The following is a 23575-nucleotide window of genomic DNA, read 5'->3' on the forward strand; positions in this document are numbered from 1 at the left end:
CTCAGTCGTGTCGGCGCAGCATGTCGAGTGCCACGACCACCACGACGGCGATCACCACGTGCATCAGTACCAGCGCGACGGTGCTCGGCGTGTCGAAATCCGCGGTGATCGTGCCCTGGATCGTCGCGAGGGGCAGCAGCGCCCCGACGACCTGCGCGATCCGGGCGAAGCCGTTCCACCACAGGGTCAGCACCGCTGCGAGCGCGAGACCCACCGTGAGCGGAAGCACGGTCATGAGCACGACGCCGCCGGGCGCCGAACTCACCGTTCGGCCGGCATCGGTGTGCTCGAACGAGCCACCCGCGGCGAGACCGACCGCCCACAGCACGAGATTGGTCACGAGTGCCACCACGACGGCCGCGACGACCACGATCGCCGACCGGGCCGGCCGGGAGCGCGGGAGAAGCGCAGAGGTTCGGGATGTTTCGGTGACGGACATGGATCCTCCTGACGGACGTTCCTACTGACGACGCCCATCGTCCGACCTCGAGTCGGCTCGAGGTCAAGAGAATTCAGTCCAGATCTTCGGCGAGCTCCATCCACTGCTCCTCGGCGGCTTCCTTCTCGGCGACCACCTCGCGCAGCTGCGCATCGAGTTTCTGCAGCCTCTCGGGATCGGTGGCCGCCTCCGCGAGTCCGTGGTGCAGCTTCTCCTCCTTCTCGGTCAGCTTCGCGACGAGACGCTCGAGGCGGGACAGTTCCTTGCGCGCAGCCCGTTCGGCGGCGCCGTCGCGCTTCTTCGGCTGCTCTTCGGCATCAGCGGACCTGGCTACGGTCGACGCCACGGACGGCACGTCCCCGTCGCCCATCGCGGCTCGCCGGCGCAGATACTCCTCGATGCCACCGGGCAGATTCGTGAGCTTGCCGTCGCCGAACAGAGCCCACGTCGAATCACAGATACGTTCGACGAGATACCGATCGTGGCTGATCACGACCAGGGTTCCGGCCCAGCCGTCGAGCAGGTCCTCGAGCTGCTGGAGGGTGTCGATGTCGAGGTCGTTGGTGGGCTCGTCGAGGAGCAGCACGTTGGGCTCGGCCATGAGCACGCGGGTCAGCTGCAGACGACGGCGTTCGCCACCGGACAGGTCGCCCACGGGGGTGCGCTGCCTGGCGGGGGTGAATCCGAGCCGTTCGGCGAGCTGACCGGCGGAGATCTCCTTGTCGCCCAGCGTGATCCGCTCGGCCACATCCTTGACGGCCTCGAGCACCCGCATGTCGGTCGGAAGATCGTCGAGTTCCTGCCGGAGCCAGCCGATCTCGACGGTCGCACCCTGGACACGGCGTCCCTGCGCCGGTTCGAGTTCACCCGCGAGCGTGCGCAGCAGGGTCGTCTTACCCGAGCCGTTCACACCGACGAGACCGATCCGCTCGCCCGGACCGAGACGCCAGGTGAGATCGCGGACGAGTTCGCGTCCGTCCGGGGCGGTGAGGGTCGCGTCCTCGAGTTCGATCACGATACGGCCCAGGCGCCGCTTCGCGAACGAGGCCAGCGCCACCGAATCGCGCGGCGGCGGCACGTTCGCGATCAGCGCCTCGGCGGCCTCGATCCGGTACTTCGGCTTCGACGTTCGGGCCGGAGCACCGCGGCGCAGCCACGCCAGTTCCTTGCGCGCGAGATTGCGGCGCCGCTCCTCCATCGCGTCGGCCTGCCGGGCGCGTTCGGCCCGCGCGAAGATCCAGTCGTTGTAGCCACCCTCGTAGCTCTCGACCCGACCACCCACGACTTCCCAGGTACGAGTCGCGACGGTGTCGAGGAACCAGCGGTCGTGGGTGACGACGACGAGCGCGTTGCGGCGCGACACCAGGTGCTCGGCGAGCCACTGCACGCCTTCGACGTCGAGATGGTTGGTGGGCTCGTCGAGAACCAGCAGATCGAGATCGCGGACGAGCGCCGCGGCGAGGGCGACCCTGCGGCGCTCACCACCGGACAGACCGTCGACGACCGCGTCGAGACCGAGTTTGTCGATACCGATTCCGGTCAGCACCGAGCGGATGCGGGCATCACCCGCCCATTCGTGTTCGGCCACCCCGAGAGGGCCGAGCACGACCTCCCCGATCGTCGAGCCCTCCGGCAGGACACCGCGCTGCGTCACCACAGCCATCCGCAGACCGCCGACGCGGCTCACCCGGCCCGAATCGGGCTCCTCGATCCCGGCGAGCACCTCGAGCATCGTCGTCTTGCCACCGCCGTTGAGGCCGACGACACCGATCCGCTCCCCCTCGTTCACGCCGAGGGACACCGAGTCGAGCAGCGGCTTGACGCCGAAGGACTTCGAGACCTGTTCCAGGTTGATCAGATTCGCCACGTGGAGCAACGCCTTCCGAGAATTGCGGGGATGTACTGCGGGAGCACGGGGATCAGTGATGTGCGGGATCGGCGTCGCCGACGACACGGGCGCCGGAGACCGGACCGGACGCGACCCGCACCGTGCGGCACACCCCCGCTCCTGCCAGCTCGGCACTCACCGTGACGGCGGCGTGCTGATCCTCGACGAGGAACGCACAGGTCGGCCCGGAGCCGGAGACGATTCCTGCGAGAGCTCCGGCTTCGATTCCGGCCCGGAGTGTGCGGCGCAGCATGGGATCGAGCGACAGGGCCGCGGCCTGCAGGTCGTTGCCGAGCAGCGGTGCGAGTTCGTGGGGATCACCGGAACCGAGGGCGGACAGGACCGCGTCGGCATCCCCGATGCGGTGCGGTTCCCCCTCGGCACGCAGGCGGTCGAGCTCGCGGAAGACCACGGGAGTCGACAGGCCGCCTTTCGCCAGGGCGAGCACCCAGTGGAAGGTGCCCCGGGTGAGGACCGGGACGAGCTGCTCCCCCCGCCCGGTTCCGATGGCCGTTCCGCCGTGCAAGCAGAACGGCACGTCGCTCCCGAGCTGAGCGGCGAGATCTGCGAGGTCCTCCCGCGACGCCCCGATCCTCCAGAGGGCATCCAGTGCGACGAGGGTCGCGGCGGCATCGGCGCTGCCGCCGGCCATCCCGCCGGCGACAGGGATGCCCTTGTCGATGGTGATGGCCACGTCGGGCGTACGCGCCGCCCGTTCCGCCATCAGCTCGGCGGCGCGCCACGCGAGGTTGGTGGAGTCGGTGGGCACCGTGTCGGCACCGATGCCGCGCACCTGGACGCCGAGAGTGTCCGCCGGGACCACCGAGACCTCGTCGTACAGGGACAGAGCCTGGAAGACCGTGTGCAGGTCGTGGTAGCCGTCGGGACGAAGGTCTCCGACCGCCAGATGCAGGTTGACCTTCGACGGGGCCCGTACTGTCACGGGGGTCGGAACGACGGAAAGCACGAGAACAGAGCTTACTCGCGTGTGCCCGAACGGCTCACACGCGACGTGGGGGTCACGAGCGAGCACGAGGCCTTCGGCGACATACGGAACGGGCCGGCACCCTGAGGGTGCCGGCCCGTTCCGGAGATTCTGGGTGTCAGCCGATGACGTTGACGCCGGTGGCCTGCGGGCCCTTCTGGCCCTGGCCGATCTCGAAGCTCACGCGCTGGTTCTCCTCGAGGGTGCGGAAGCCGCGGCCCTGGATCTCGGAGAAGTGCACGAACACGTCAGCGGAGCCGTCCGACGGAGCGATGAAGCCGAAGCCCTTTTCGCCGTTGAACCACTTCACAGTACCTTCAGCCATGTTGCTGTCCTTCACTTGCAGGCAGAACGGATATAGACGTTCTGTCTCGTCGGGAGACGGTTTCGACTCCCGGGTCTGTCACTACACGGCTGAAACGATTCCATCGTGGCTATCGCATCCGCTCGCAACCAGAAATGTGCGAGGGGTAAACCACGAACACACTACCTAACGACCGAGAACTACTTAACCACACGAGACCGCCGACCGCCAGAGGCAGTGACCGGGATCACTCCACCGATGCCAGTCGCACGAAGGCTGCGGCGTCGAGCTTCTCCCCACGCGTCGACGGTTCGATACCGGCCGCGAGCAGGCGTCTCTCCGCCTCCGCCGGCGAGCCCGCCCATCCGCTGAGGGCTGCACGCAAGGTCTTACGGCGTTGCGCGAAGGCCGCGTCCACGACCGCGAAGACCCGGGCACGCGTGGCCGCATCGGTGGGCCACGGCGGTTCGGCGTAGCGGTCGACACGCACGAGACCGGATTCCACCTGCGGGACCGGCCAGAACACTGCGCGCCCCACGGCTCCCGCCCTCCGGACGTCGCCGAAGAAGCGGGCCTTCACGCTGGGCACGCCGTAGATCTTGCCACCGGGCTCGGCCGCGAGGCGATCCGCGACCTCGGCCTGGACCATCACGAGAGCCGTTCGGAGCGTGGGGAATTCAGAGAAGAGATGTAGCAGCACCGGCACGGCCACGTTGTAGGGCAGGTTCGCCACCAACGCGGTCGGCGCTGCCGGGAGATCTTTCGGCAGCACCTTCATCGCATCCATGTGCACGACGTCGAAACGGTCCGCGAGCTCCGGTGCGCGCTCCTGCACTGTCTGAGGAATACGCTGCGCGAGAACAGGATCCAGCTCGACCGCCACGACGCGATCGACCACGTCGAGCAGCGCCAGGGTGAGAGAACCGAGACCGGGCCCCACCTCGAGCACGATGTCGTCGGCGCCGACTCCGGCCACCTGGACGATGCGGCGCACCGTGTTCGCGTCGTGCACGAAGTTCTGGCCGAGCTGCTTCGTCGGGCGCACCCCGAACTCCTCCGCGAGTGCCCGGACCTCGGCGGGTCCGAGCAGCGCGGCGAGGCCGCGCGGAGAAGCCGGGGTGGCCCTCGGAGTGGTTTCGGGATCGTCTGCTGACACGAAGTGAACCTAGCGCACTCGTCGGCACGTCACGCCGTGCACACCCGGGGTGGTCAGCGCAGACCGAGCTTGCTGGTGCAGGACGGCCACGCCCCCCAGCCCTGAACGGCCTGGACCTTCTCCGCGACGGCGATCTGCTGCTCACGAGTGGCGAGGTCGGCGCGCGGCGCGTACTGGGTGCCGCCGAAACCGGCCCATGTCTGCTGCGTGAACTGCAGGCCGCCGTAGAAGCCGTTGCCGGTGTTGATCGCCCAGTTGCCGGTCGCCTCGCACTGCGCGAGCGCGTCCCAGGTGGAGGCCCGGCTCGAGGCGGGCACGGCGGGCTTCGCCTTGGTACCGACACGCACGACCACAGGCCGCGGCTCGGCGAGCACCGCCGACGCGGTCTCGGTGCGCCCGACCTCGACACCGTTGACGGTACGGACGTCGAAGGTGACCGAACGCTCTCCCGGAGCACCGGGGTCGCCGAGGGCGCTCTCGCCCTGGAAGAGGTTCGGATCGTCCACCCGGTGCTCCGGCGGCGCGATCGGATGGGTCTCGGTACGCGGCTCGATCCGGTCGCGGGTGACCACCACCTCCACACCCTCCTCGAGGCGCGCGTCCAGGGCCGGAGTGACGGTGTCGGCCTGCTCGAGCTCGACGCCCTGGGCTTCGAGGAATTCGGCGACCGTGATTGCCGCGATCCGCACCTCGGTCGCGGGCGCACCGTTGTCGGCGAAGCGCACGGTCCGGGGGTTGACGACCTCGAGATCGGCGCCCTCGAGCGGAAGGCGCTGCGAACGGGAGGCGGAGACGTATACGTCGTCCGCGAGCCGGAGCTGGTCGAGTGCCTCGTCGACGGTCAGCGCGGTGGTCCACACCGAGCGTTCCTCGCCGTCGACGGTGAGCCGCACCTCCCGGGCCTGCCGGAGCACGATCGTGTCGCCGTCCGAGACCGAGGAATCGACGGCCGGAGCCACGACGTCGTTCTCGTCGATCGTGTAGCCGGCGGCGGCGAGGATGTCGCCGACAGTGGAGTTCATGGTGCCGAAGGCACGCTGCTCACCGTCGACGTCGAGGACCACGTCCTTGTGCTGAACCACAGCCGTGGCGCCGCCCGCGCCGAGGGTGACGAACATGGCGGCGACCACCGAGTAGAACACCGGCGATTTGACACGATTGATCTTGGTGAAAGGGGACACGATTTATTCCAGACAGACGAGGATGATGATCACAGCACGGTAACGAAGCGAAATTCATATCGCAACTTCATGCTCGCCAACTGGGATGATCTTGATTTCGCTCAGATCACGGCCCTGCGGAGAACTATTTCGTAGTATTACCGGACCAATTAGGAATGCCCGAAAGGCCATGACGGGGAAATATTCGATAATTTGAGAACCGCGTGAATCGGACATTCGTTACGGGCATTGCCCTCTGTGACCGAAGACTGCCGAAATCTGTGCTGTGTCCCATACCGCATCGCCGACTTCCCGGCCGACAGGGCACGGGTGGGGGTCAACCGAGCAGATGTGCCGGTTCCGGGCGCGTGCCTGCGAACGCCTCTCCCAGCAACCGCCGCACCCCACCCCGGGTCACTTCGCGCGGATTCGGGTAGGCCTCGGCCGTGGCCAGTCGCGCCGCCTCGTCCAGATCCGACCCGGCCATCCCCAGCTCCTCGAGAGCGGACGGCCCGCCCGCGGCAGCGACGAGATCGTAGACACCCGCAGGCGCCGTGTCGGTACCCAGCGCCTGCGCGATCCGCACCATGACGTGCGGCACCGACGGTGCGTTGTATGCGAGGACGTGCGGCAGGAGGACGGTGTGCGTGGCCGCGTGCGGGAGCTCGAAGGTGCCGCCCAGCACATGGCACAACTTGTGGTGCAGACCCATTCCCGCCGAAGCCAGGCACGTACCGGCCAGCCATGCGGCGAGCAGCAGATCCGAGCGTCCCTCCGGATCCGCGAGGTCCGCCCCGAGCGCCGGCAGACCCCGCGCCGTCGCAGCGATCGCTTCGAGCGCGAGCGCGTCGACGAGCGGGTTCGTGTGTTCGGAGTAGAGCGCCTCGACCGCGTGCGCCATCGCGTTGATCGCACTGGTCACCGCCATCGGAATCGGCATCGTGGTGGTGAACGCCACGTCGTAGATCACGGTCTCCGGAAGGATCTCGGGCGACGAACGGGTCGTCTTCACCCCGTCCACCGTCTCACCGAGGACGGGCGTGACCTCCGAGCCCGCATAGGTCGTCGGCAGAATCACCTGATCGATCCCGGTACGGACCGCGAGCGCCTTCGCCAGTCCCGTCGTCGATCCGCCGCCGACCGCGACGACGACATCGACGTCCTGCTCGGTGACGTAGCCGAGCACCTTCTCGGTGACCGCGACCGGCGTGTGCGCGACCGCGCCGTCGAACCGCGCGACCTGCAGCGCCCCGAGTGCGTTCTCGACCAGTTCTGCCTGCGACCGGACATGCTCGCCCGCGAGCAGGAGAACCCTCGACCGGCCGAGACGGCGCACCTCGTCCGCGACCCTCGACGCGGTCCCCGGCCCGAAGATCACACGTGCCGGTTGCGAGTGGTGGACGAAGGAACGCATGCCCGTATTCTCACGAGACCCGCGCCGATAGGGGCGCGCTTCACGAAAGTCCGTACACCCGTTCCGCGTTCGCGGTGGTGACGGCGGCCAGTTCGTCGGCGTCCTCACCCCGCACCTCCGCGAGCGCACGCACCGTGTACGGCAGGCAGTACGACTCGTTGGGCGCGCCCCGATAGGGATGCGGTGTCAGATACGGAGCATCGGTCTCGACGAGCACCAGATCGCGGGGTACCAGCGGAGCCGCCTCCCGCAGCGCCTTCGCGTTCCGGAAACTCACGGTGCCCGAGAAGCTCAGCAGGTATCCCGCGTCCACGCACCGACGGGCCATCTCGGCGTCGGACGAGAAGCAGTGGAAGATCACGCGCTCGGGCGCACCCTCGTCGTGCAGGACACGCAGCAGGTCGGCGTCGGCCTCGCGGTTGTGGATCATCAGGGGCTTGCCGAGCCGCTTGGCGAGATCGATGTGCCAGCGGAAACCCTCCTCCTGCTCGGAAGGGTCGGCGCAGCCCTCGAGCTTGCCCGGCCAGTAGAGATCGAGGCCGGTCTCCCCGACCGCGACACAGCGCGGGTCCGCGGCGAGGCGTTCGATCTCGGCTCGCGTCGCGTCGTCGAGAGCATTCGCGCGGGTGGGGTGGATCGCGACCGCCGCGTACACGCGTTCGTCCCAGTGCGCGGCACGAACCGCGAAGCGGGCCGCCTCGAGATCGTCGGCCACGGTGACGATGCGTCCGACCCCCACCGCGGCGGCACGATCGACGATCGCAGCGGTCGTTTCGGCGTCCTCGGCACCGCACGCGTCGAGGTGCGTGTGGGCGTCGACGAGCGGCGTCAGCGGCTGCGGAGGTTCGGGGGCGGGGCGGGCTGCACTCACGCCCTATAAACTACTGGCCACCATGACTGCGCCTGATTCCTCCCGCCCGCCGTTCTACGTCACCACCGCGATCGCGTACCCGAACGGCGCCCCGCACATCGGGCACGCCTACGAGTACATCTCGACCGACGCGATCGCCCGGTTCAAGCGGCTCGACGGCTTCGACGTGCGCTTCCTGACCGGCACCGACGAGCACGGTCTGAAGATGCAGCAGACCGCCGCGAAGGAAGGAATCCCGGTCACCGAACTCGCGTCCCGCAACTCGGACGTGTTCGAGGCCATGGACAAGGCGCTGAACATCTCGTACGACCGGTTCATCCGCACCACCGATGCCGATCACCTCGAGGCGAGCAAGGCGATCTGGCAGCGCATGGTCGATGCGGGCGACATCTATCTCGACACCTACTCGGGGTGGTACTCGGTCCGGGACGAGGCCTTCTACACCGACGCCGAGACCACCGTGCAGGAGGACGGATCGCGGATCTCCACCGACACCGGTACCCCGGTGGAATGGACGGAGGAATCGACCTACTTCTTCCGGCTGTCCGCCTACCAGGACAAGCTGCTGAAGCTGTACGAAGAGCAGCCCGGTTTCATCGCACCGTCCACCCGCCGCAACGAGATCGTCAGCTTCGTCTCCGGTGGCCTGAAGGACCTGTCGATCTCGCGCACGACCTTCGACTGGGGTGTCCCGGTTCCCGATCACCCCGATCACGTGATGTACGTCTGGGTGGACGCCCTGACCAACTACCTCACCGGCGCCGGCTTCCCCGATACCGACTCGGAGTCCTACCGCAAGTACTGGCCCGCCGACCTGCACATCATCGGCAAGGACATCACGCGCTTCCACACCGTCTACTGGCCGGCCTTCCTCATGTCGGCCGGCCTCGAACTGCCCCGGCGGGTGTTCGTGCACGGCTTCCTGTTCAACAAGGGCGAGAAGATGTCGAAGTCGGTCGGCAACGTCGTCGACCCGCTCGAGATGGTCGAGCGATACGGTCTCGATCAGCTGCGGTTCTTCCTGCTCCGCGAGATCTCCTACGGCCAGGACGGCAGCTACAGCCACGAGGCGATCGTCACCCGCATCAACGCCGATCTGGCCAACGATCTCGGCAACCTCGCCCAGCGTTCGCTGACGATGGTCGCGAAGAACCTCGAGGGCACCGTTCCGACGCCGGGCGACTTCACCGCCGACGACGAGGCGCTCCTCGCCCAGGCCGACGCCCTGCTCGACAAGGTTCGTGCGGAGTTCGACGTGCAGTCACTGCACCTCGGTCTCGAAGCGATCTGGCACGTGCTCGGGGAGACGAACCGCTACTTCTCCGCTCAGCAGCCGTGGGTACTGCGCAAGACCGACCCCGAGCGCATGGCGACGGTCCTGTACGTCACTCTCGAGGTCGTGCGGATCGTGGGGCTGCTCGTCCAGCCGGTCATGCCCGACGCAGCGACCCGCATCCTCGACCTGCTCGGCCAGGAGCCCGGCAGCCGGCAGTTCGACGCCGTGGGGACCCGTCTGGCTCCGGGAACGCAGCTGCCCGCACCCGCGCCGGTCTTCCCGCGGTACGTCGACGAGGACTGATCGACGAGCGGCGGAGCGCTCACCTGGGAGTTCTCCGTCACAGAACAAACCTGTCGGTACCCTGCGCCACACTTCGGCACATGCGGAACGATAGAACATACGTTCGAGCCGGCAGCCTGAGCGAACACGTCCTGCTCGCCGAACTGCGCGCTGCCTACGAGCGGGGATGGCAGCCGGCAGATGTCCTGCACGTCGCGGGACGTTCCGGTGCCGCGCTGGATGTCGCGCTCGCGGCCACCGCGGTGCTGTTCGACGCACGACTCGGCCGCGCGGCCGAACGAGCCCCCGCAGACTGGGCGCAGCAGATCGACGAGATCAGCGCTCGCCATCCCCGGCCCGCCCACGCGGCCGGGGCACCTGCGCTCGCCGACGGCCTCCGCGGCGCCTGCCCCGGGGTCACGCGCTTCGACATCGAGGGCCTCGCCTTCACGTGGAAGTACCTGCCGACGGTCGCGATCCTCGCTCCGCCACCCTCGCGCTGGCCGTCGGTGCGCTCCGCCGACACGCACCGGCCGCCGGCGCACGACCCCCGGATCCTCGATCGCATCAGGGCGTTGCTGTCGAAGGCCGAATCGACGAACTTCCCCGACGAAGCGGAAGCGCTCACCGCGAAAGCCCAGGAGCTCGTCACCCGGCACGCGGTGGGCGCCGCGCTGCTCGCCGATCGCGGCTCCGGCACCGATGCCGTCGTCGGCCGCCGCATCCGACTCGACGGGCCGTACATCCGGGAGAAGGTCCTTCTGCTGACCGCCATCGGCGACGCGAACCGCGTACGGACCGTGTGGTTCACGCGCCTGCAGATCGCGACGGCGGTCGGCACCGCAACCGACCTGCACCAGACCACGCTGCTGTTCTCCTCGCTGCTGGTGCAGGCGGGCCGGGCCGTGCAGGCGGCCGGAACCGCCGGGCGACGAGGGGCATCGGCGGCCACCTTCCGCCGCGCCTTTCTCACCGGTTACGCCCACCGGATCGGTGAGCGCCTCCGCGAGGCCGACATCCGGGCCACCGCGGAGGCCGCAGCCGACGCCCGGATACCGATCACCTCGCTCGCACCGATCCTCGCCCGACGCTCCGACGCCGTCGATTCCGAATTCCGGCGGTTGTTTCCCGTCACGCGCGACTCGCGCACCCGCGGCGTCGACGCGGACGGCTTCCACGCCGGTCGCGATGCGGCAGAAACCGCTTCGCTGGCACCGGAAGCGCGCCCGGTCGACCGGTGATGCGACCGGCATCACATCCGGAGCTGTCACAGAAACACCGCGAGCGGTGTCCCATCAGCGACACAACTCCGGCAGCGAAGGGCACAGCGATGGCAACACAGTTCCACGTGGTCGTGGTGGGAGCAGGCTACGCAGGGGTGATGACCGCGAACCGGTTGCTCGCGGAACATCCCGAGGTAGCGGTCACGGTGGTCAATCCCCGGCGGGTGTTCGTCGAGCGCGTTCGGCTCCACCAGGTGGCCGCAGGTTCCGGGACGGCCACGCACGATCTCTCCGACCTCCTCCACCCGAGAGCGATCCTGCTCGTGGACTCGGTGGTCGGGATCGAGCCGAACTCCGTCTCGCTCACCGACGGAACGACACTGCAGTGCGACGCAGTCGTCTATGCGGTGGGCAGCACGTCGGCATCGGGCACGATCGCCGGCGACGAGAGAGCCTTCTCCGTGTCCGACCTCGAATCGGCCACGGTCTTGCGCGAGGCGCTCCTGGCTGCGAACGACGGCACACCCGTCGTCGTGATCGGCGGTGGTCTCACCGGGCTCGAGACCGTCACCGAACTCGCCCAGGCGCATCCGCGGCACTCCCTTCTGCTGGTGGGTGATCCGGGCGCGGAACTTCCCCCCGGCACCCGGCGGTACATCCGTCGCAGACTCGATGACCTGGGCGTCCGGGTCCGCGCGGGAGCGCGGGTCACGCGCATCGACGACCACTCGGTGCGACTCGACGACGGCAGCGAGGTGCCCGCGGCACTCGCGATCCGGACGGCAGGCTTCTCCGTCCCCGACCTGGCCCGGCGCAGCGGACTGCCGGTGGACGCCGACGGTCGCCTGCGGGTGCGCCGCACACTCCAGGCGGCCGACGGCACGTCGCTCGTCGGAGTGGGCGACGCGGTGACGGTCGAGGACAACGACCACGTGCGCATGAGCTGCCAGGCCGCGCTACCGCTCGGCGCGCACGGCGCCGACACGGTGTGGAATCTCCTCCAGGGGCACGAACCGGAACCGCTGTCGCTCGGCTTCGTCTCCCGCTGCATCTCGCTGGGGCGGGATCGTGGGGTGGTCCAGTTCTCCGCCCGCGACGACACACCGTCGAAGTGGGCCGTCCGCGGCCGGCTCGCGGCCCCGGTGAAGGAGGCCGTCGTCCGTGGAACCATCCGCACCATGCAACTTCAGGCGCGTGGCCTCGCGTTCCCGGCCCGGCGGGGGCCGGACGCTCCCGCACGAGACGACGTTCTCGCATGACCGGCGACGACGTCTTCACCGAGCATCGGGGCTTGTTGTTCTCGATCGCCTACGAGATCACCGGCAGCGTCGCCGACAGCGAAGACGTTTTGCAGGAGAGTTTCCTCCGCTGGGCACGCGCCGATACCGATTCCGTGGACAACCCGCGCGCCTACGCGGCGCAGATCGTCACGCGTCAGGCGCTGAACTCGCTGCGTTCGGCACAGCGCCGGCGCGAGGACTATGTGGGGCCCTGGTTGCCCGAACAGATCCTCACCTCTCCCGACGCCGCGCACGACATCGAACTCGCGGACTCACTGTCCACCGCGATGCTGCTCGTGCTGGAGACGTTGACGCCGGTCGAGCGTGCCGTCTTCGTGATGCGGGAGGTGTTCGGATTCGACTACGAACGCATCGCGGCGGCCGTCGACCGCACCGAAGGCACCGTCCGGCAGATCGCGCACCGGGCCCGCGACCACGTCCGCGCCCGGCACCGCAGGTTCACACCGGCCGGGGGCGAGGCGGACCGGGTGGTCGCCGCGTTCGTCACCGCCGCCGCCACCGGCGATCTCGACGGACTGCTGGGTCTCCTCGCTCCCGATGTGCTCTATCTCGCCGACGGAGGAGGCAAGGTGGGCGCGGCCCGGGTTCCGGTCATCGGTTCCGCGAAGGTCGCCCGGCTCTTCCTGGGGCTGGTGCGGCGTCCACTTCCGGAGATGACGCTCGAGAGCGCAGCAGTGAACTCGATGCCCGGGGTGCTGGTCTACTCGGGTGGAGTGCTTGATCTGGTGGCGCACTTCGAGATCGACGACGGCGTGGTCACCGGCGTCTACGTGGTGCGGAATCCGGACAAGCTCGCCCATCTCGGGGCTCGTCCGGGCCACCCCGATCAGGCATGACAAGCTGACGCCATGCGGATGGAACGACTCGGCCGCGGCGGCACCCCCGATCGCGTTCTCGGTGCACTGGCAGAACGCGCCGGAATCCTGAAGATTCCCCCTCCCGCGGCGCTGACGGGTGAGTGGTTCGGTGCCGCAGCCGTGCTCGTCCCCTCCGTGTCCGTGGAATCCGTTCCGCCGGAGGAGGTCTTCTCCCTCCCTCCGGGTGCCGCCGAATGCGGCGATGCCGGCCGTCCCCGTATCGGAGGCGGGCGCATCGGCTACCTCGCCTACCCGGACCGCATCCCCGAACGCCCCGCTCTCCCGCTGGCAGCCGGTGGGTGGACCGACACCGTCCTGCGTCTCGATGCCGACGGCTGCTGGTGGTACGAGACCCTCGGTGCCGCGCCCTGCCCCGACGATCTCGCCGCGGCAGTCCTCGACGCGAAGACGACGGACTCGGGCTGGCACATCGACTGGATACGACCGCACCGCGACGAGCACCGCCGCGGCGTCGAACGATGCCTCGACGCGATCCGCGCCGGTGAGGTCTACCAGGCATGCGTGTGTACCCGCTTCACCGGACGGTGGGACGGAGATCCGCTCGCGTTCTTCGCAGAAGGAGTCGCGCGGACGGCTCCGGCACGGGCCGCCTACCTGCAGGGCTCCTGGGGCGCGGTGGCCTCCCTGTCGCCCGAACTGTTCGTCTCCCTCGACGGCGACACGCTGCGCTCGAGCCCCATCAAGGGCACGCTCCCCCTCGCCGCCGACCCCGCTGCACTACGGGCCTCGGTCAAGGATGTGGCGGAGAACGTGATGATCGTGGATCTCGTCCGCAACGATCTCGGACGGGTCGCCGAGACCGGTTCCGTGAGGGTCGAGGAGTTGCTCACGGTCCGGCCCGCTCCGGGAGTGTGGCATCTGGTGTCCACCGTCGCGGCCACCCGGCAGCCCGGTGCGACGATCGCGGACGTCCTCGATGCGGCCTTTCCGCCGGCCTCGGTGACGGGATGCCCGAAGATCCGCGCTCGCGAACTGCTCACCCGCTGGGAAGGCGCCCCGCGCGGCGTCTACTGCGGAACCGTGGGCATGACGAGCCCGCTCGCGGGCACCGAACTGAACGTCGCGATCCGCACGGTCGAGTTCGGATACAACGATGCCGGCGGCGGAGTGTGCGGACTCGGGGTCGGCGGGGGCATCACGATCGATTCCGATCCCGATGCCGAATGGCAGGAATGCCTCGACAAGGCCGCGAGCATTCTCGCGCTGGGCGACACGGCGGGCGTCACCGCCGCTCAGCACACCTCGCGCGCGGGTGTCGGCAACTCGTAGCGGTCGAGCACGTCCGGAAGCTGCACCGAGGTGGACCGGCAGATCCGCGCGACGACGTCGTCCGCGTCGAGCCCCCACGTGCGGAGCACCCCGTCGCCACCGCCTCCGACGATCGTGCCCTCGGGGGTGAAGGCCACCTGCCATCTTCCCCTTCCGATGTCGGTGACCGGACCGCCGATCTCGTACATCCCGTCCGGGTCGCTCACGTCCCACAACCGGATCGTCCCGTCGTCGCTGCCGCTGACCGCGCGCGTGCCGTCGGGCGTGATCGCCACCGAGTAGACCGTCCCGCTGTGGCCGCTCAATCGTTGCTCGCGGGCGGCGAAGTTACCGGACTCGTCGCGATCCCAGACCACCACCTGATGATCGTCGCCCCCGGTGACCAGGACATCGCTTCCCCCGCCGAAAGCGGCGCCGTTGACGCCGGTGGTGTGCCCCTCGGTGACGTTCACGCGCCGCGGCATGCGGGGATCGGTGACGTCCCACGCGTAGATCTCGCTGTCGGCGCTCGTGACCACCAGGCTGCGGCCGTCGGGGCTGATCGCGGCACTGCGCACGAGATTCTTCGGGCCGGTCAGCGGCTCTCCCCAGGGCACGGGCTCCGCCGGATCCGCGATGTCCCACAACTGCACGGAGAAGTCGTCCGATCCGGTCACGAGGGTCGTGCCGTCGGGTCCGAACGCCACCGCCGAGGTGAAGCGGGTGCCGATCCGGACCGGATCACCGAAGGGACGCGGGGTCGACGGGTCGCGCACGTCCCACAACTGCACACTGCCGCCGGAGGTCGGCGCCGTGGCCAGGATCGTCCCCGAGGGTGACAGCGCACAGATGTACGCCCCTCCGAGCGGGCGGGGCAGGGCGATGCCACCCGCGCGACTCCACTCCCCGCCGGCGCCGACACGCCACAGCGCGACATCCGGGCCGTAACTGCCGGTCGCGACCAGGGAGCCGGCGCGGTCGATCGCCGGACGGGTCAGCGCGGCATCCGCGACCGCGATCCGGGTCTGCGGCATGGTCCACACGCGGACGTTGGCATCCTGTCCCCCGGTGACGAGCGTGTCCCCTGCCGGGCTCACCGCGAGGGTCGGTACGCCACCGCCGTGACCGGTGAGCGGCGGGCCGATCTCCTCGAGCGTGCGCACGGCGGGGTCGACATCCCACAGTTTCGCGGTGCCGTCCCACGACGCGCTCGCCAGTGTGCGGCCGTCGGGCAGGAACGAGATGTTCCAGACACCGCCGGTATGGGCGTTCTTCGGTACCCCCAGCCGCCGGGCGGCACGCGGATCGGTGGTGTCGAACAGGTGCAGCATGCCGTCGTCGCTGCTCGCCGCGAGGATCGTTCCGTCCCCGTTGAAGCTCACCGAATGTGCGACGTCCCCGAATCCTCCGAGGGGTTCACCGAGCGGCACCGGTTTCGAGGGCGTGGCGACGTCCCACAGCCGGACGGTGCGGTCGTCGCTGGACGTGGCGAGCACCTGACCGCCAGGGCCGAAGGCCGCCGTCCTCACGCCGCCTCCGTGCCCACCGATCAAGGTGGCCGGGAACTGCCCCGACGCGGGATCCGCCGTATCCACGAGCGCGACCTGTCCGTCGTCGTAGGGAACGGCGAGAACGCGGCCCGTCGGTGAGTACCGCACGTTGTGTACGGCGCCATCGGCGTAGACCTGCCGGTCGAGCACCACGCGCGGAGCGGCACGATCGGCGACGTCGTAGATCCAGACCCCGCCGTCACCTGCACCGATCGCGAGGAACCGCCCGTCCGGGCTGAACGACACCGAGGCCATGTACTTCGATGACAACCCGAGTGGTTCTCCCACCGCGACCGGTTCGTCACCTTCGAGCGACCACAGGCGCACCGTGCCGTCGTCGCTGGCGGAAGCGAGGGTCGAACCGTCGGGCGAGACCACCACTCCGTAGACCGGACCACTGTGTCCGGTCAGCGTGTAGGCGAGCGGGACGGCCTGGCTGGCGATGAGCCGGGAGTACGCCACCGGGCTGTCCGGCCGGAGTTCGGCGGCGGCGAGTGCCAGATGCGCCGAGGTGGTGGGGTCGTCGTCCCGGAGCGAATCGGACAACGCGACGATCTGCTGGAACTGCGCCGCGCCTCGTTCCGTCTCGGCCCGGCTCTTGGCGTCCCATGCCAGACCTGTCGTGACGAACGCGATGATCGTGGACAGGGCGAGTGTGGCGATGGCGACGTGTCGCACTCTCGTCTGACGGGCGATCTGCCGCTGGGAGGCATCGAGGAAGGCCACCGCGGTGGGACTCAGTGCCACGGGCCCGCGCCGATCGCCGGAGACCAGAGCCGAGACCAGGTTCGGATTCTGCTCGGCCACGACATCCATGCGTCCGCGCTGGTAGAGCAGTTCCCTGTTCCGCCCCGATTCCAACCAGGTCAGCGCGTCGGCCTCGATCTGCTGCCGCAACGCGGCGCCGGCGCGGTCCTGCTGGATCCACGACTTGAGCCGGGGCCAGGCGTCGATCACCGCGTCGTGGATGAGTTCGACACTCCCCGCGTCGACCACGAGGACCCGGGCCGAGACGAAGTGGTCGAGCACACGACTCGCCGTCGCACGATCCTCGCCTCCGACGGCGAGCAGTTCGGTCAGCGACCGGGCGATCTTCACATCCGTGCCGGTCGCGGTGACGTACACCAGGTGGACGAGCATGGCCCGCGCGCAGGCGCGGTCGGCGTCGTCGGCGAGGCTCTCCCAGGCCCGTTCGGCGCTCGCGGCGACGGATCCGCGTACACCACCGGTCGCGCGGTACGCGGCGACCGTCAGCGCTCCACCGCTGCGCTTGTCCCACAGCGAGTCGAGCAGATGCGAGAGCAGGGGAAGTTCGGTTCCGCTGATCTCCCCGTGTGCGAGACCGGTCAGGTCGTGGAGGATCAGGTCGACGAGGCCCGATTCGAGTCGCAGACCCACGAGTTTGGCGGGGGCCGTGATCACCTCGACGAGATCGTCGCGGTCGAGCGGCTGGACCGTCTTGGTCCGCCTTTCCAGTGCCCGGGCGAGGACGGGGCAGGCCACCGCCCGGTCGTAGAAGTCCGAACGCATCGTCGCCACGACGAGCGCGGGAGCATCACCGTCACCGCCGGTCGAGGCGGCCTCGAGGAGAGTGAGGAACTCGGCGCGGCGGACAGGATCGGTGCAGTGGGTGAACAGTTCCTCGATCTGGTCGACCACGATGACGAGCAGGGACGATCCCGTCCGCGCGCAGCCGGCCCGCAGGGCTGCGTGCACCGCGTCGTGATCGGTGGCGCGCTCGATCTCGGCGAGTTCGGGAAGAGCGTCGACGAGCCGCGCGACGGGGTCCGCGCCCGGGGTGAGGACCACCGGGTGGCAGTCCGTTCCGGCACACAGCTGGGGAATCAGCCCGGCCTGCACGAGCGAGGACTTTCCGACGCCGGACGCACCCGTGACGACGACCGGCCCCTGACCGTGGGAGGCGGTCACCACGTCGACGAGGCTGCGCACGCTCTGGGTCCGGCCGAAGAACAGGCGGGCATCGCTCTGGCGGTACGACGCGAGGCCCTTGTAGGGGCGGATCCCGGGCGGTACGGAGACGACCGTCTTCTCGGTGCGCGGAGCGCTGTTCGTCTGACCCCGTGCGGCCCTCCACCAGTTCTCCCACTGTTTGAGGGAGTACAGGCCGGGGGTGGGCGGCTCGGCGTTGAGATTCCGCGCGGCACGGATCAGGACGACGAGCACCGGATGGACGGACTCGAAGTTCGCCGGCAGCCGGGTACCGCTGCGCCAGTCGCTCACCCGCTGGACGGAGACCGTCCGGTCGCTGCCGACCGTCCGGGCGATGGCCGTGGCTTCCGAGACGACCTTCTTGAGGGCGGGTCGCCCGGCTGCGGCGAACAGCATCCGAAGCTGGTCGGCGAAGAACTGCCGCTGCGTCGACGCAGGCTTTCCGCCTTGGTCTCCCATCCGTTCCGCGCCCCTCACACTCCCGTTCCCCACACGAAAACATCCGCTGCGGAAAAATTCCTCACCACGCCTGAGCAGGGATGATACCGGTTCCGCGCCGATCGGTATTTTTCGTCTCCCGGCGTGGCACGGAAAAGTGGGGACCACGCAAGGTTCGACCTTGCAGCGTGGGGCGGGGGCCTCCACGCCGATAGGGACTGACGAGGGGTAGTTCCGGGTCGGCGTGGAGGCATGCTCCGCTCTCCTCCCGGGCTCCGCATCGCGGAGCCCTTTCGCGTATCCGAGGGTCCCGGCTACTTCACCACGCCCGAGTCCGGATCGTCGGTAGCGACAGGCGCTCCCAACAGGTACGGATCGCGGTCGAGATAGGCCTTCGTCTCCCGCGCGATCAGACCCGACAGCACCAGCAGACCGATCAGGTTCGGCAATGCCATGAGGCCGTTCATCACGTCGGAGAAATTCCACACCACTTCGAGCTGGGTGGTGGCGCCGATGAACACGACCACCACGAAGATCGCGCGGTAGGGCACCACACCGCGACGGCCGACGAGCCGCTCGACGCAGCGCTCGCCGTAGTAGGACCAGCCGAGGATCGTCGAGAACGCGAAGAACACGACGGAGACGGCAACGATCCAGCTGCCCCACTCTCCGCCGAGACCGTCGGAGAATGCCGTCGACGTCATCGTCGCGCCCTGCTCGCCCGACTTCCAGGCACCGGTGGTGATGATGACCAGGCCGGTGAAGGTGACCACGATGATCGTGTCGATGAACGTCTGGGTCATCGACACGAGCCCCTGGCGGACGGGATGGGTGGTCCGCGCGGCCGCAGCGGCGATCGCGGCGCTGCCCATACCCGACTCGTTCGAGAAGATGCCGCGGGCGACGCCGTACCGCAGAGCGATCATGAAGACCGAGCCGATGAAACCGCCGGTCGCGGCGGTGCCGGTGAAGGCGTCGGAGAAGACGAGGGCGAACGCTCCCGGAACCTCACCGATGTTCAGGGCGAGGACGAGAGTGCCGGCCCCGACGTACAGCAGGATCATGGCGGGCACGAAACTCGCGGTGACCTTGCCGATGGACTTGATGCCGCCGAGCAGGACCGCCGCGGCCAGTACCGTCATGATCGCGCCGCTGACCCAGGTCGGCACACCGAAGGTGCCGTCGAGCTGCGTGGCGACGGTGTTGGCCTGGGTCATGTTGCCGATACCGAAACTGGCGAGGACGGCGAAGACCGCGAACATCAGGCTCAGGACCAGGCCGAACCGGTTGGGGATGGCGCGAGCGAGGTAGTACTGCGGACCACCGCTCTGCTCGCCCTTGGCGTCGGTGGTGCGGTACTTCACGCCGAGGAACGCTTCGGCGTACTTGCTGGCCATACCGACCAGACCGGTGATCCACATCCAGAACAGCGCACCGGGACCACCGAAGTAGATGGCCGTGGCAACACCGGCGATGTTGCCCACGCCGACGGTCGCGGCCAGTGCGGTGGTCAACGCCTGGTACTGGGAGATGTCGCCTTCGGTGGCGCCCGCGTCGTTGCGGGTGATCAGACCGAGCCGCAGCGCGGGCCACAGCTTCCGGAACTGCACACCCCGCAACCGGATGGTGAGCACCAGGCCCGTACCCAGCAGCAATGGGATGAGCATGTAGGGACCCCACACCACCCCCGCCACTTCGACGAGGAAATCGTTGACCGAACCCATCGGCGTCCTCCTGATCGATCGAATGCCACCGGCAGCAACCGACCGATCGGTATCGGCAGCATCTGTGCCCGGGACCCGGCAGAGTCTAGGCTTCCGTGGCACGGGGTGTCGCCCGACCCCGCCGCAGGTCCGGAATGCGGCTTTCTCAGGCGCGACGTGCGTCGAGCACCGCGTCGTACAGTTCTCGTTTCGACACCGCGGCACCGGACGACCTCGTCGCCGACTCGGCGACGGAAGCGCAGGCGTCCTTCAGACGCATCCCGTCCGCGACCATCCGCTCGACCTCGTCGACGAGATCGACAGGGTCTGCGGCGACTGCGACCGCACCTTCGAGCACGACGGTGATCTCCCCGCGCACGCCCTCGACGGCCCACTCGGCGAGTTCGGCGAGGGTCCCGCGCCGGACCTCCTCGTAGGTCTTCGTCAGTTCCCGGCACACGGCTGCTCGACGGTCGCCACCGAGCATGTCGACGGCGTCGGCCAGACACGCCGCGAGCCGGTGCGGGGCCTCGAAGAAGACGACGGCGCGGGGCTCGTGGACGAGAGTGGAGAGCCAGGCGCGTCGCTGGCCACCCTTACGCGGGGGGAAACCGTCGAAGCAGAACCTCTCGACGGGCAGACCCGACAGGGCCAGGGCGGTGGTGACGGCGGACGGTCCGGGCAGGCAGGTCACCGATAATCCGGCCTCGACGCACGCGGCGACCAGCCGGTAGCCGGGATCGCTCACCGACGGCATGCCCGCATCGGTCACGAGCAGGACCGTGCGTCCTTCCTCGATATCGGTGACCAGCCCCGGCAGCCTCGACACTTCCACCTGGTCGTAGAAACTGACCACGCGGCCGGTGATGGCGACGCCGAGCGCTGCGGCGAGCGCCTTGGTCCGGCGGGTGTCCTCCGCGGCGATCACGTCGGCGGTACCGAGGGCTTCCCGGAGGCGCGCCGATGCGTCACCCACGTCGCCCATCGGCGTTGCGGCCAGCACGAGCCGGCCCTGTCCCGGCTGTGCGCCCTGTACCGATTTGGCTGCCTGCATACGGCTCAGCCTACGATCGGGAGGTGACCGTGACGGACCGCAGCCCTTCGGAGGCCCCGGACCGCCGCCTCATCGGTCCCGGCCCGCTCGTGCCCGGACCCGAGCCACTTCCCGGCGACCGGGCGCGCGGCTGGATCGTGACGGCTTTCGTCACGGCTCTCGCCGCGATCACGCGGTTCACGATGCTCAACTACCCCACCGACGCGAAGACGCCGGTCTTCGACGAGAAGCATTACGCACCGCAGGGCTGGCAGGTCCTCACCGGTGGATGGATCGAGGACAACCCGGGCTACGGGCTCGTCGTGCATCCGCCCGTCGGAAAGCAGATGATCGCGCTCGGGGAAGCGCTGTTCGGGTACAACGCCTGGGGTTGGCGGTTCTCGGCCGCGATGGCCGGTGTCGTACTGGTGTTGCTGGTCGTGCGCATCGTCCGGCGGATGACCCGGTCGACGATGCTCGGCGCCCTCGCGGGCCTGTTGCTCGTCGTCGACGGGGTGACCTTCGTGTCGTCCCGCCTGGGCATGCTCGACATCTTCCAGGCGGTATTCGTCGTCGCGGCGTTCGGTTGCCTCATCGTCGACCGCGACGACGTGCGCGCCCGGATGGCCCGTGTCCACGCCGAGGGGCGGGTGTTCGACAGCATCTGGGGCCCGCGATTCGGTGTGCGCTGGTGGCGTTTCGGGGCGGGTGTCCTGCTCGGTCTGGCGGTGGGCACCAAGTGGTCGGGCCTGTATTTCATCGCCTTCTTCGGCCTGATGTCGGTGGCCTTCGACCTTGCGGCGCGACGCGCCTACGGGGTGCAGCGACCGTGGCTGGGGACGGCCCTGCGCGACATCGGGCCGGCGCTGTACGCCCTCGTCGTGGTGCCGATCGGTGTGTATCTGTCGACCTACTGGGCGTGGTTCGCGAGCGAGACCGGCGTCTACCGTCACGCGGTCGGCACCCACATCGGGCACGACGGGATGTTCTCCTTCGTCCCCGACGCGCTGCGGTCGCTGTGGTACTACAGCGCGAGTGTCCTCGAGTTCCACTCCGGCCTGACGAATTCGGCGGGCAATCAGCATCCGTGGGAGTCGAAGCCGTGGACGTGGCCCATGGGGTTGCGTCCGATGCTGTACTACTTCGCCGAAGGCGAGCAGATCAGCGGCTGCGGCGCCGATCAGTGCGTCAAGGCCGTCATGCTCATCGGGACACCGGCCCTGTGGTGGGTGTCGCTGCCCGTCCTCGGGTGGGGGTTGTGGCAGGTACTGGTCCGCCGCGACTGGCGCTGGGCCGCGGTGCTCACCGGCTACGGCGCGGGGATCCTGCCGTGGTTCGCGAACCTCGACCGGCAGATGTACTACTTCTACGCGGTGCCGATGGCGCCTTTCCTCGTGATGGGTCTTGCGCTCGTGCTCGGCGACATCCTCGGGTCGCCGCATGCCTCGCGGGAGCGCCGCACGACCGGCCTGCTCGTGGTGTGCCTCTACGTCGGCCTCGTCGTGGCGAACTTCGTGTGGCTGTGGCCGGTCCTCACAGCGCTGCCGATCACCCCGGAGCAGTGGAACGACCAGTTGTGGCTGCCGAGCTGGCGGTGACCGGTCGTCAGGTCGGCTCGTCGAAGACGGTGCCCTCCGTCAGGCCGGCGCCGGGCAGGTCGGCATCGGAGTCGGTCTCGGAGCCGTAGCGCATCCCGTCGAATCGCCGGGCGAACCGCTCGTCGACGACTGCGATGAATCCCCTCAGACGCTCGAGCAATTCCGACAGGTGTCGCGGCACGAAGGGATCGCCGAGCAGGTCGACGGTCGCGACCAGCCGATCCTCGACGAGCACCACCTTGATGTGCGGCCACCCCCGGTTGAGTTCGGTGAGCTCGGCCAGCGCCCGGGTACGCGGGCCGCCCGGTGAAGCGTGCGCCCGCGAGGTGCCGTCCTCGGGGATGCCGTGCAGCAGCGGCGCCCACAACTTGATGCTGTCGTCCTCGGCGTCGACCACGACGAAGACCACCTGGGAGTCGAGGACGACGACGAAATCTCCGTCGGCGTCGACCGGCACGGGGCGTCCCAGGATGTGCGAGAGCGCGTCGCTCACACGCTCTCGCAGGTCGGCGATGGCGAACGGCGGGTGCGCCTGCAGGAAGGCCGGGTGCGGCACCCTCCCGCGACCGCGCAGCAGCGACACGATGTGCCGGGCGAGCATGTCGGCCTCGGAGATCGGCCGGGTGACGGCCTCGCCTCCGGAGACCTCGAGTGCGACGCGGGCTTCGGGGCAGGACCGTACCCGCACGCACGTCGCGGATCCGGTCGCGGTGTCGGCGAGCAGTTCGAAGCCGTCGGACCCTGTGAGACCGGTGATGCGCCGCGCGAGGTGCGACGCGTAGCGAGCCCAGTCGCGGTCGAGCGCCTCGTCGAATCGGTCGGGGTCGGTCACGCGCACTCCTCTCGAAGAGCAACTGCCGGGCAGGCGACACCGTACT

At 69.0% G+C, this 23575-nt stretch carries 18 protein-coding genes; 6 read left to right on the forward strand and 12 right to left on the reverse strand.

Annotated elements, in window-relative coordinates:
• Position 1: 1 nt before the first annotated feature.
• The 8 genes from MOM01_RS10865 to MOM01_RS10900 form a co-directional block, all read right to left on the reverse strand.
• Positions 2-439: a DUF6069 family protein gene (locus MOM01_RS10865; protein ID WP_241385426.1), complete on the reverse strand. Its 438-nt coding sequence runs from the start codon at positions 437-439 to the stop codon at positions 2-4.
• 73 nt (positions 440-512) lie between these two features.
• Entirely contained in the window at positions 513-2306 is a 1794-nt protein-coding gene (locus MOM01_RS10870; protein ID WP_241385427.1) for an ABC-F family ATP-binding cassette domain-containing protein, read from the reverse strand.
• Between the two features lie 52 nt (positions 2307-2358).
• Positions 2359-3294 (reverse strand): 4-(cytidine 5'-diphospho)-2-C-methyl-D-erythritol kinase, encoded by a 936-nt coding sequence (locus MOM01_RS10875; protein ID WP_241385428.1) that lies wholly within the window; start codon positions 3292-3294, stop codon positions 2359-2361.
• A 136-nt stretch (positions 3295-3430) separates the two neighbouring features.
• Entirely contained in the window at positions 3431-3637 is a 207-nt protein-coding gene (locus tag MOM01_RS10880) for a cold-shock protein (RefSeq protein WP_006553820.1), read from the reverse strand.
• A gap of 226 nt (positions 3638-3863) precedes the next feature.
• On the reverse strand, positions 3864-4772 hold the full coding sequence (rsmA, locus tag MOM01_RS10885) for a 16S rRNA (adenine(1518)-N(6)/adenine(1519)-N(6))-dimethyltransferase RsmA (RefSeq protein ID WP_241385429.1): 909 nt from the start codon (positions 4770-4772) through the stop codon (positions 3864-3866).
• Positions 4773-4825: 53 nt separating this feature from the next.
• Positions 4826-5953, reverse strand: coding sequence for a transglycosylase family protein (locus tag MOM01_RS10890; RefSeq protein WP_241385430.1), 1128 nt, complete (start codon positions 5951-5953; stop codon positions 4826-4828).
• Between the two features lie 316 nt (positions 5954-6269).
• Complete coding sequence (locus MOM01_RS10895; protein ID WP_241385431.1) at positions 6270-7346, reverse strand: maleylacetate reductase; 1077 nt, start codon at positions 7344-7346, stop codon at positions 6270-6272.
• Between the two features lie 40 nt (positions 7347-7386).
• Positions 7387-8217, reverse strand: a complete 831-nt coding sequence (locus MOM01_RS10900) for a TatD family hydrolase (RefSeq protein ID WP_241385432.1) — start codon at positions 8215-8217, stop codon at positions 7387-7389.
• 22 nt (positions 8218-8239) lie between these two features.
• Here MOM01_RS10900 and metG point away from each other — a divergent pair, with 22 nt between their 5' ends.
• The 5 genes from metG to MOM01_RS10925 all read left to right on the forward strand — a co-directional run bounded on the left by metG (position 8240) and on the right by MOM01_RS10925 (position 14446).
• Entirely contained in the window at positions 8240-9796 is a 1557-nt protein-coding gene (metG, locus tag MOM01_RS10905) for a methionine--tRNA ligase (protein ID WP_241385433.1), read from the forward strand.
• 80 nt (positions 9797-9876) lie between these two features.
• Entirely contained in the window at positions 9877-11016 is a 1140-nt protein-coding gene (locus MOM01_RS10910) for a DUF2786 domain-containing protein (RefSeq protein ID WP_241385434.1), read from the forward strand.
• Between the two features lie 89 nt (positions 11017-11105).
• On the forward strand, positions 11106-12257 hold the full coding sequence (locus tag MOM01_RS10915; RefSeq protein ID WP_241385435.1) for an NAD(P)/FAD-dependent oxidoreductase: 1152 nt from the start codon (positions 11106-11108) through the stop codon (positions 12255-12257).
• Positions 12254-13135, forward strand: a complete 882-nt coding sequence (locus tag MOM01_RS10920) for an RNA polymerase sigma-70 factor (RefSeq protein WP_241385436.1) — start codon at positions 12254-12256, stop codon at positions 13133-13135. Before MOM01_RS10915 ends, MOM01_RS10920 begins: the two co-directional genes overlap by 4 nt.
• A 12-nt stretch (positions 13136-13147) precedes the next feature.
• Complete coding sequence (locus tag MOM01_RS10925) at positions 13148-14446, forward strand: aminodeoxychorismate synthase component I (RefSeq protein WP_241385437.1); 1299 nt, start codon at positions 13148-13150, stop codon at positions 14444-14446.
• Here the strand turns inward: MOM01_RS10925 and MOM01_RS10930 are convergent.
• From MOM01_RS10930 to rsmI, 3 genes are all read right to left on the reverse strand, one after another.
• Complete coding sequence (locus MOM01_RS10930; RefSeq protein ID WP_241385438.1) at positions 14410-18384, reverse strand: WD40 repeat domain-containing protein; 3975 nt, start codon at positions 18382-18384, stop codon at positions 14410-14412. The two genes, MOM01_RS10925 and MOM01_RS10930, sit on opposite strands and share 37 nt — an antisense overlap.
• A gap of 293 nt (positions 18385-18677) precedes the next feature.
• Positions 18678-20087, reverse strand: a complete 1410-nt coding sequence (locus MOM01_RS10935) for an alanine/glycine:cation symporter family protein (RefSeq protein ID WP_241385439.1) — start codon at positions 20085-20087, stop codon at positions 18678-18680.
• 145 nt (positions 20088-20232) lie between these two features.
• Positions 20233-21120 carry a 16S rRNA (cytidine(1402)-2'-O)-methyltransferase gene (rsmI, locus tag MOM01_RS10940; RefSeq protein WP_241385440.1) on the reverse strand — a complete coding sequence of 296 codons (888 nt, stop codon included), beginning with the start codon at positions 21118-21120 and terminating at the stop codon, positions 20233-20235.
• Between the two features lie 23 nt (positions 21121-21143).
• Between rsmI and MOM01_RS10945 the strand changes: the two genes are divergently transcribed.
• Positions 21144-22697, forward strand: a complete 1554-nt coding sequence (locus MOM01_RS10945) for a dolichyl-phosphate-mannose--protein mannosyltransferase (protein WP_241385441.1) — start codon at positions 21144-21146, stop codon at positions 22695-22697.
• Between the two features lie 7 nt (positions 22698-22704).
• Here MOM01_RS10945 and MOM01_RS10950 read toward each other — a convergent pair whose 3' ends face one another.
• Positions 22705-23529, reverse strand: a complete 825-nt coding sequence (locus tag MOM01_RS10950; RefSeq protein ID WP_241385442.1) for a T3SS (YopN, CesT) and YbjN peptide-binding chaperone 1 — start codon at positions 23527-23529, stop codon at positions 22705-22707.
• Positions 23530-23575 lie beyond the last annotated feature (46 nt).

This window comes from Rhodococcus sp. CH91, assembly GCF_022554085.1.
Lineage (GTDB): Bacteria > Actinomycetota > Actinomycetes > Mycobacteriales > Mycobacteriaceae > Rhodococcus.

Excerpts from the sequence above, each read along its gene's own strand:
- MOM01_RS10910 (WP_241385434.1), top strand. The coding sequence starts at position 9,877 with ATGCGGAACGATAGAACATACGTTCGAGCCGGCAGCCTGAGCGAACAC.
- MOM01_RS10865 (WP_241385426.1), bottom strand. The coding sequence starts at position 439 with ATGTCCGTCACCGAAACATCCCGAACCTCTGCGCTTCTCCCGCGCTCC.
- MOM01_RS10925 (WP_241385437.1), top strand. The coding sequence starts at position 13,148 with ATGCGGATGGAACGACTCGGCCGCGGCGGCACCCCCGATCGCGTTCTC.
- MOM01_RS10895 (WP_241385431.1), bottom strand. The coding sequence starts at position 7,346 with ATGCGTTCCTTCGTCCACCACTCGCAACCGGCACGTGTGATCTTCGGG.
- MOM01_RS10915 (WP_241385435.1), top strand. The coding sequence starts at position 11,106 with ATGGCAACACAGTTCCACGTGGTCGTGGTGGGAGCAGGCTACGCAGGG.
- MOM01_RS10880 (WP_006553820.1), bottom strand. The coding sequence starts at position 3,637 with ATGGCTGAAGGTACTGTGAAGTGGTTCAACGGCGAAAAGGGCTTCGGC.
- MOM01_RS10935 (WP_241385439.1), bottom strand. The coding sequence starts at position 20,087 with ATGGGTTCGGTCAACGATTTCCTCGTCGAAGTGGCGGGGGTGGTGTGG.
- metG (WP_241385433.1), top strand. The coding sequence starts at position 8,240 with ATGACTGCGCCTGATTCCTCCCGCCCGCCGTTCTACGTCACCACCGCG.
- rsmI (WP_241385440.1), bottom strand. The coding sequence starts at position 21,120 with ATGCAGGCAGCCAAATCGGTACAGGGCGCACAGCCGGGACAGGGCCGG.
- MOM01_RS10920 (WP_241385436.1), top strand. The coding sequence starts at position 12,254 with ATGACCGGCGACGACGTCTTCACCGAGCATCGGGGCTTGTTGTTCTCG.
- MOM01_RS10930 (WP_241385438.1), bottom strand. The coding sequence starts at position 18,384 with ATGGGAGACCAAGGCGGAAAGCCTGCGTCGACGCAGCGGCAGTTCTTC.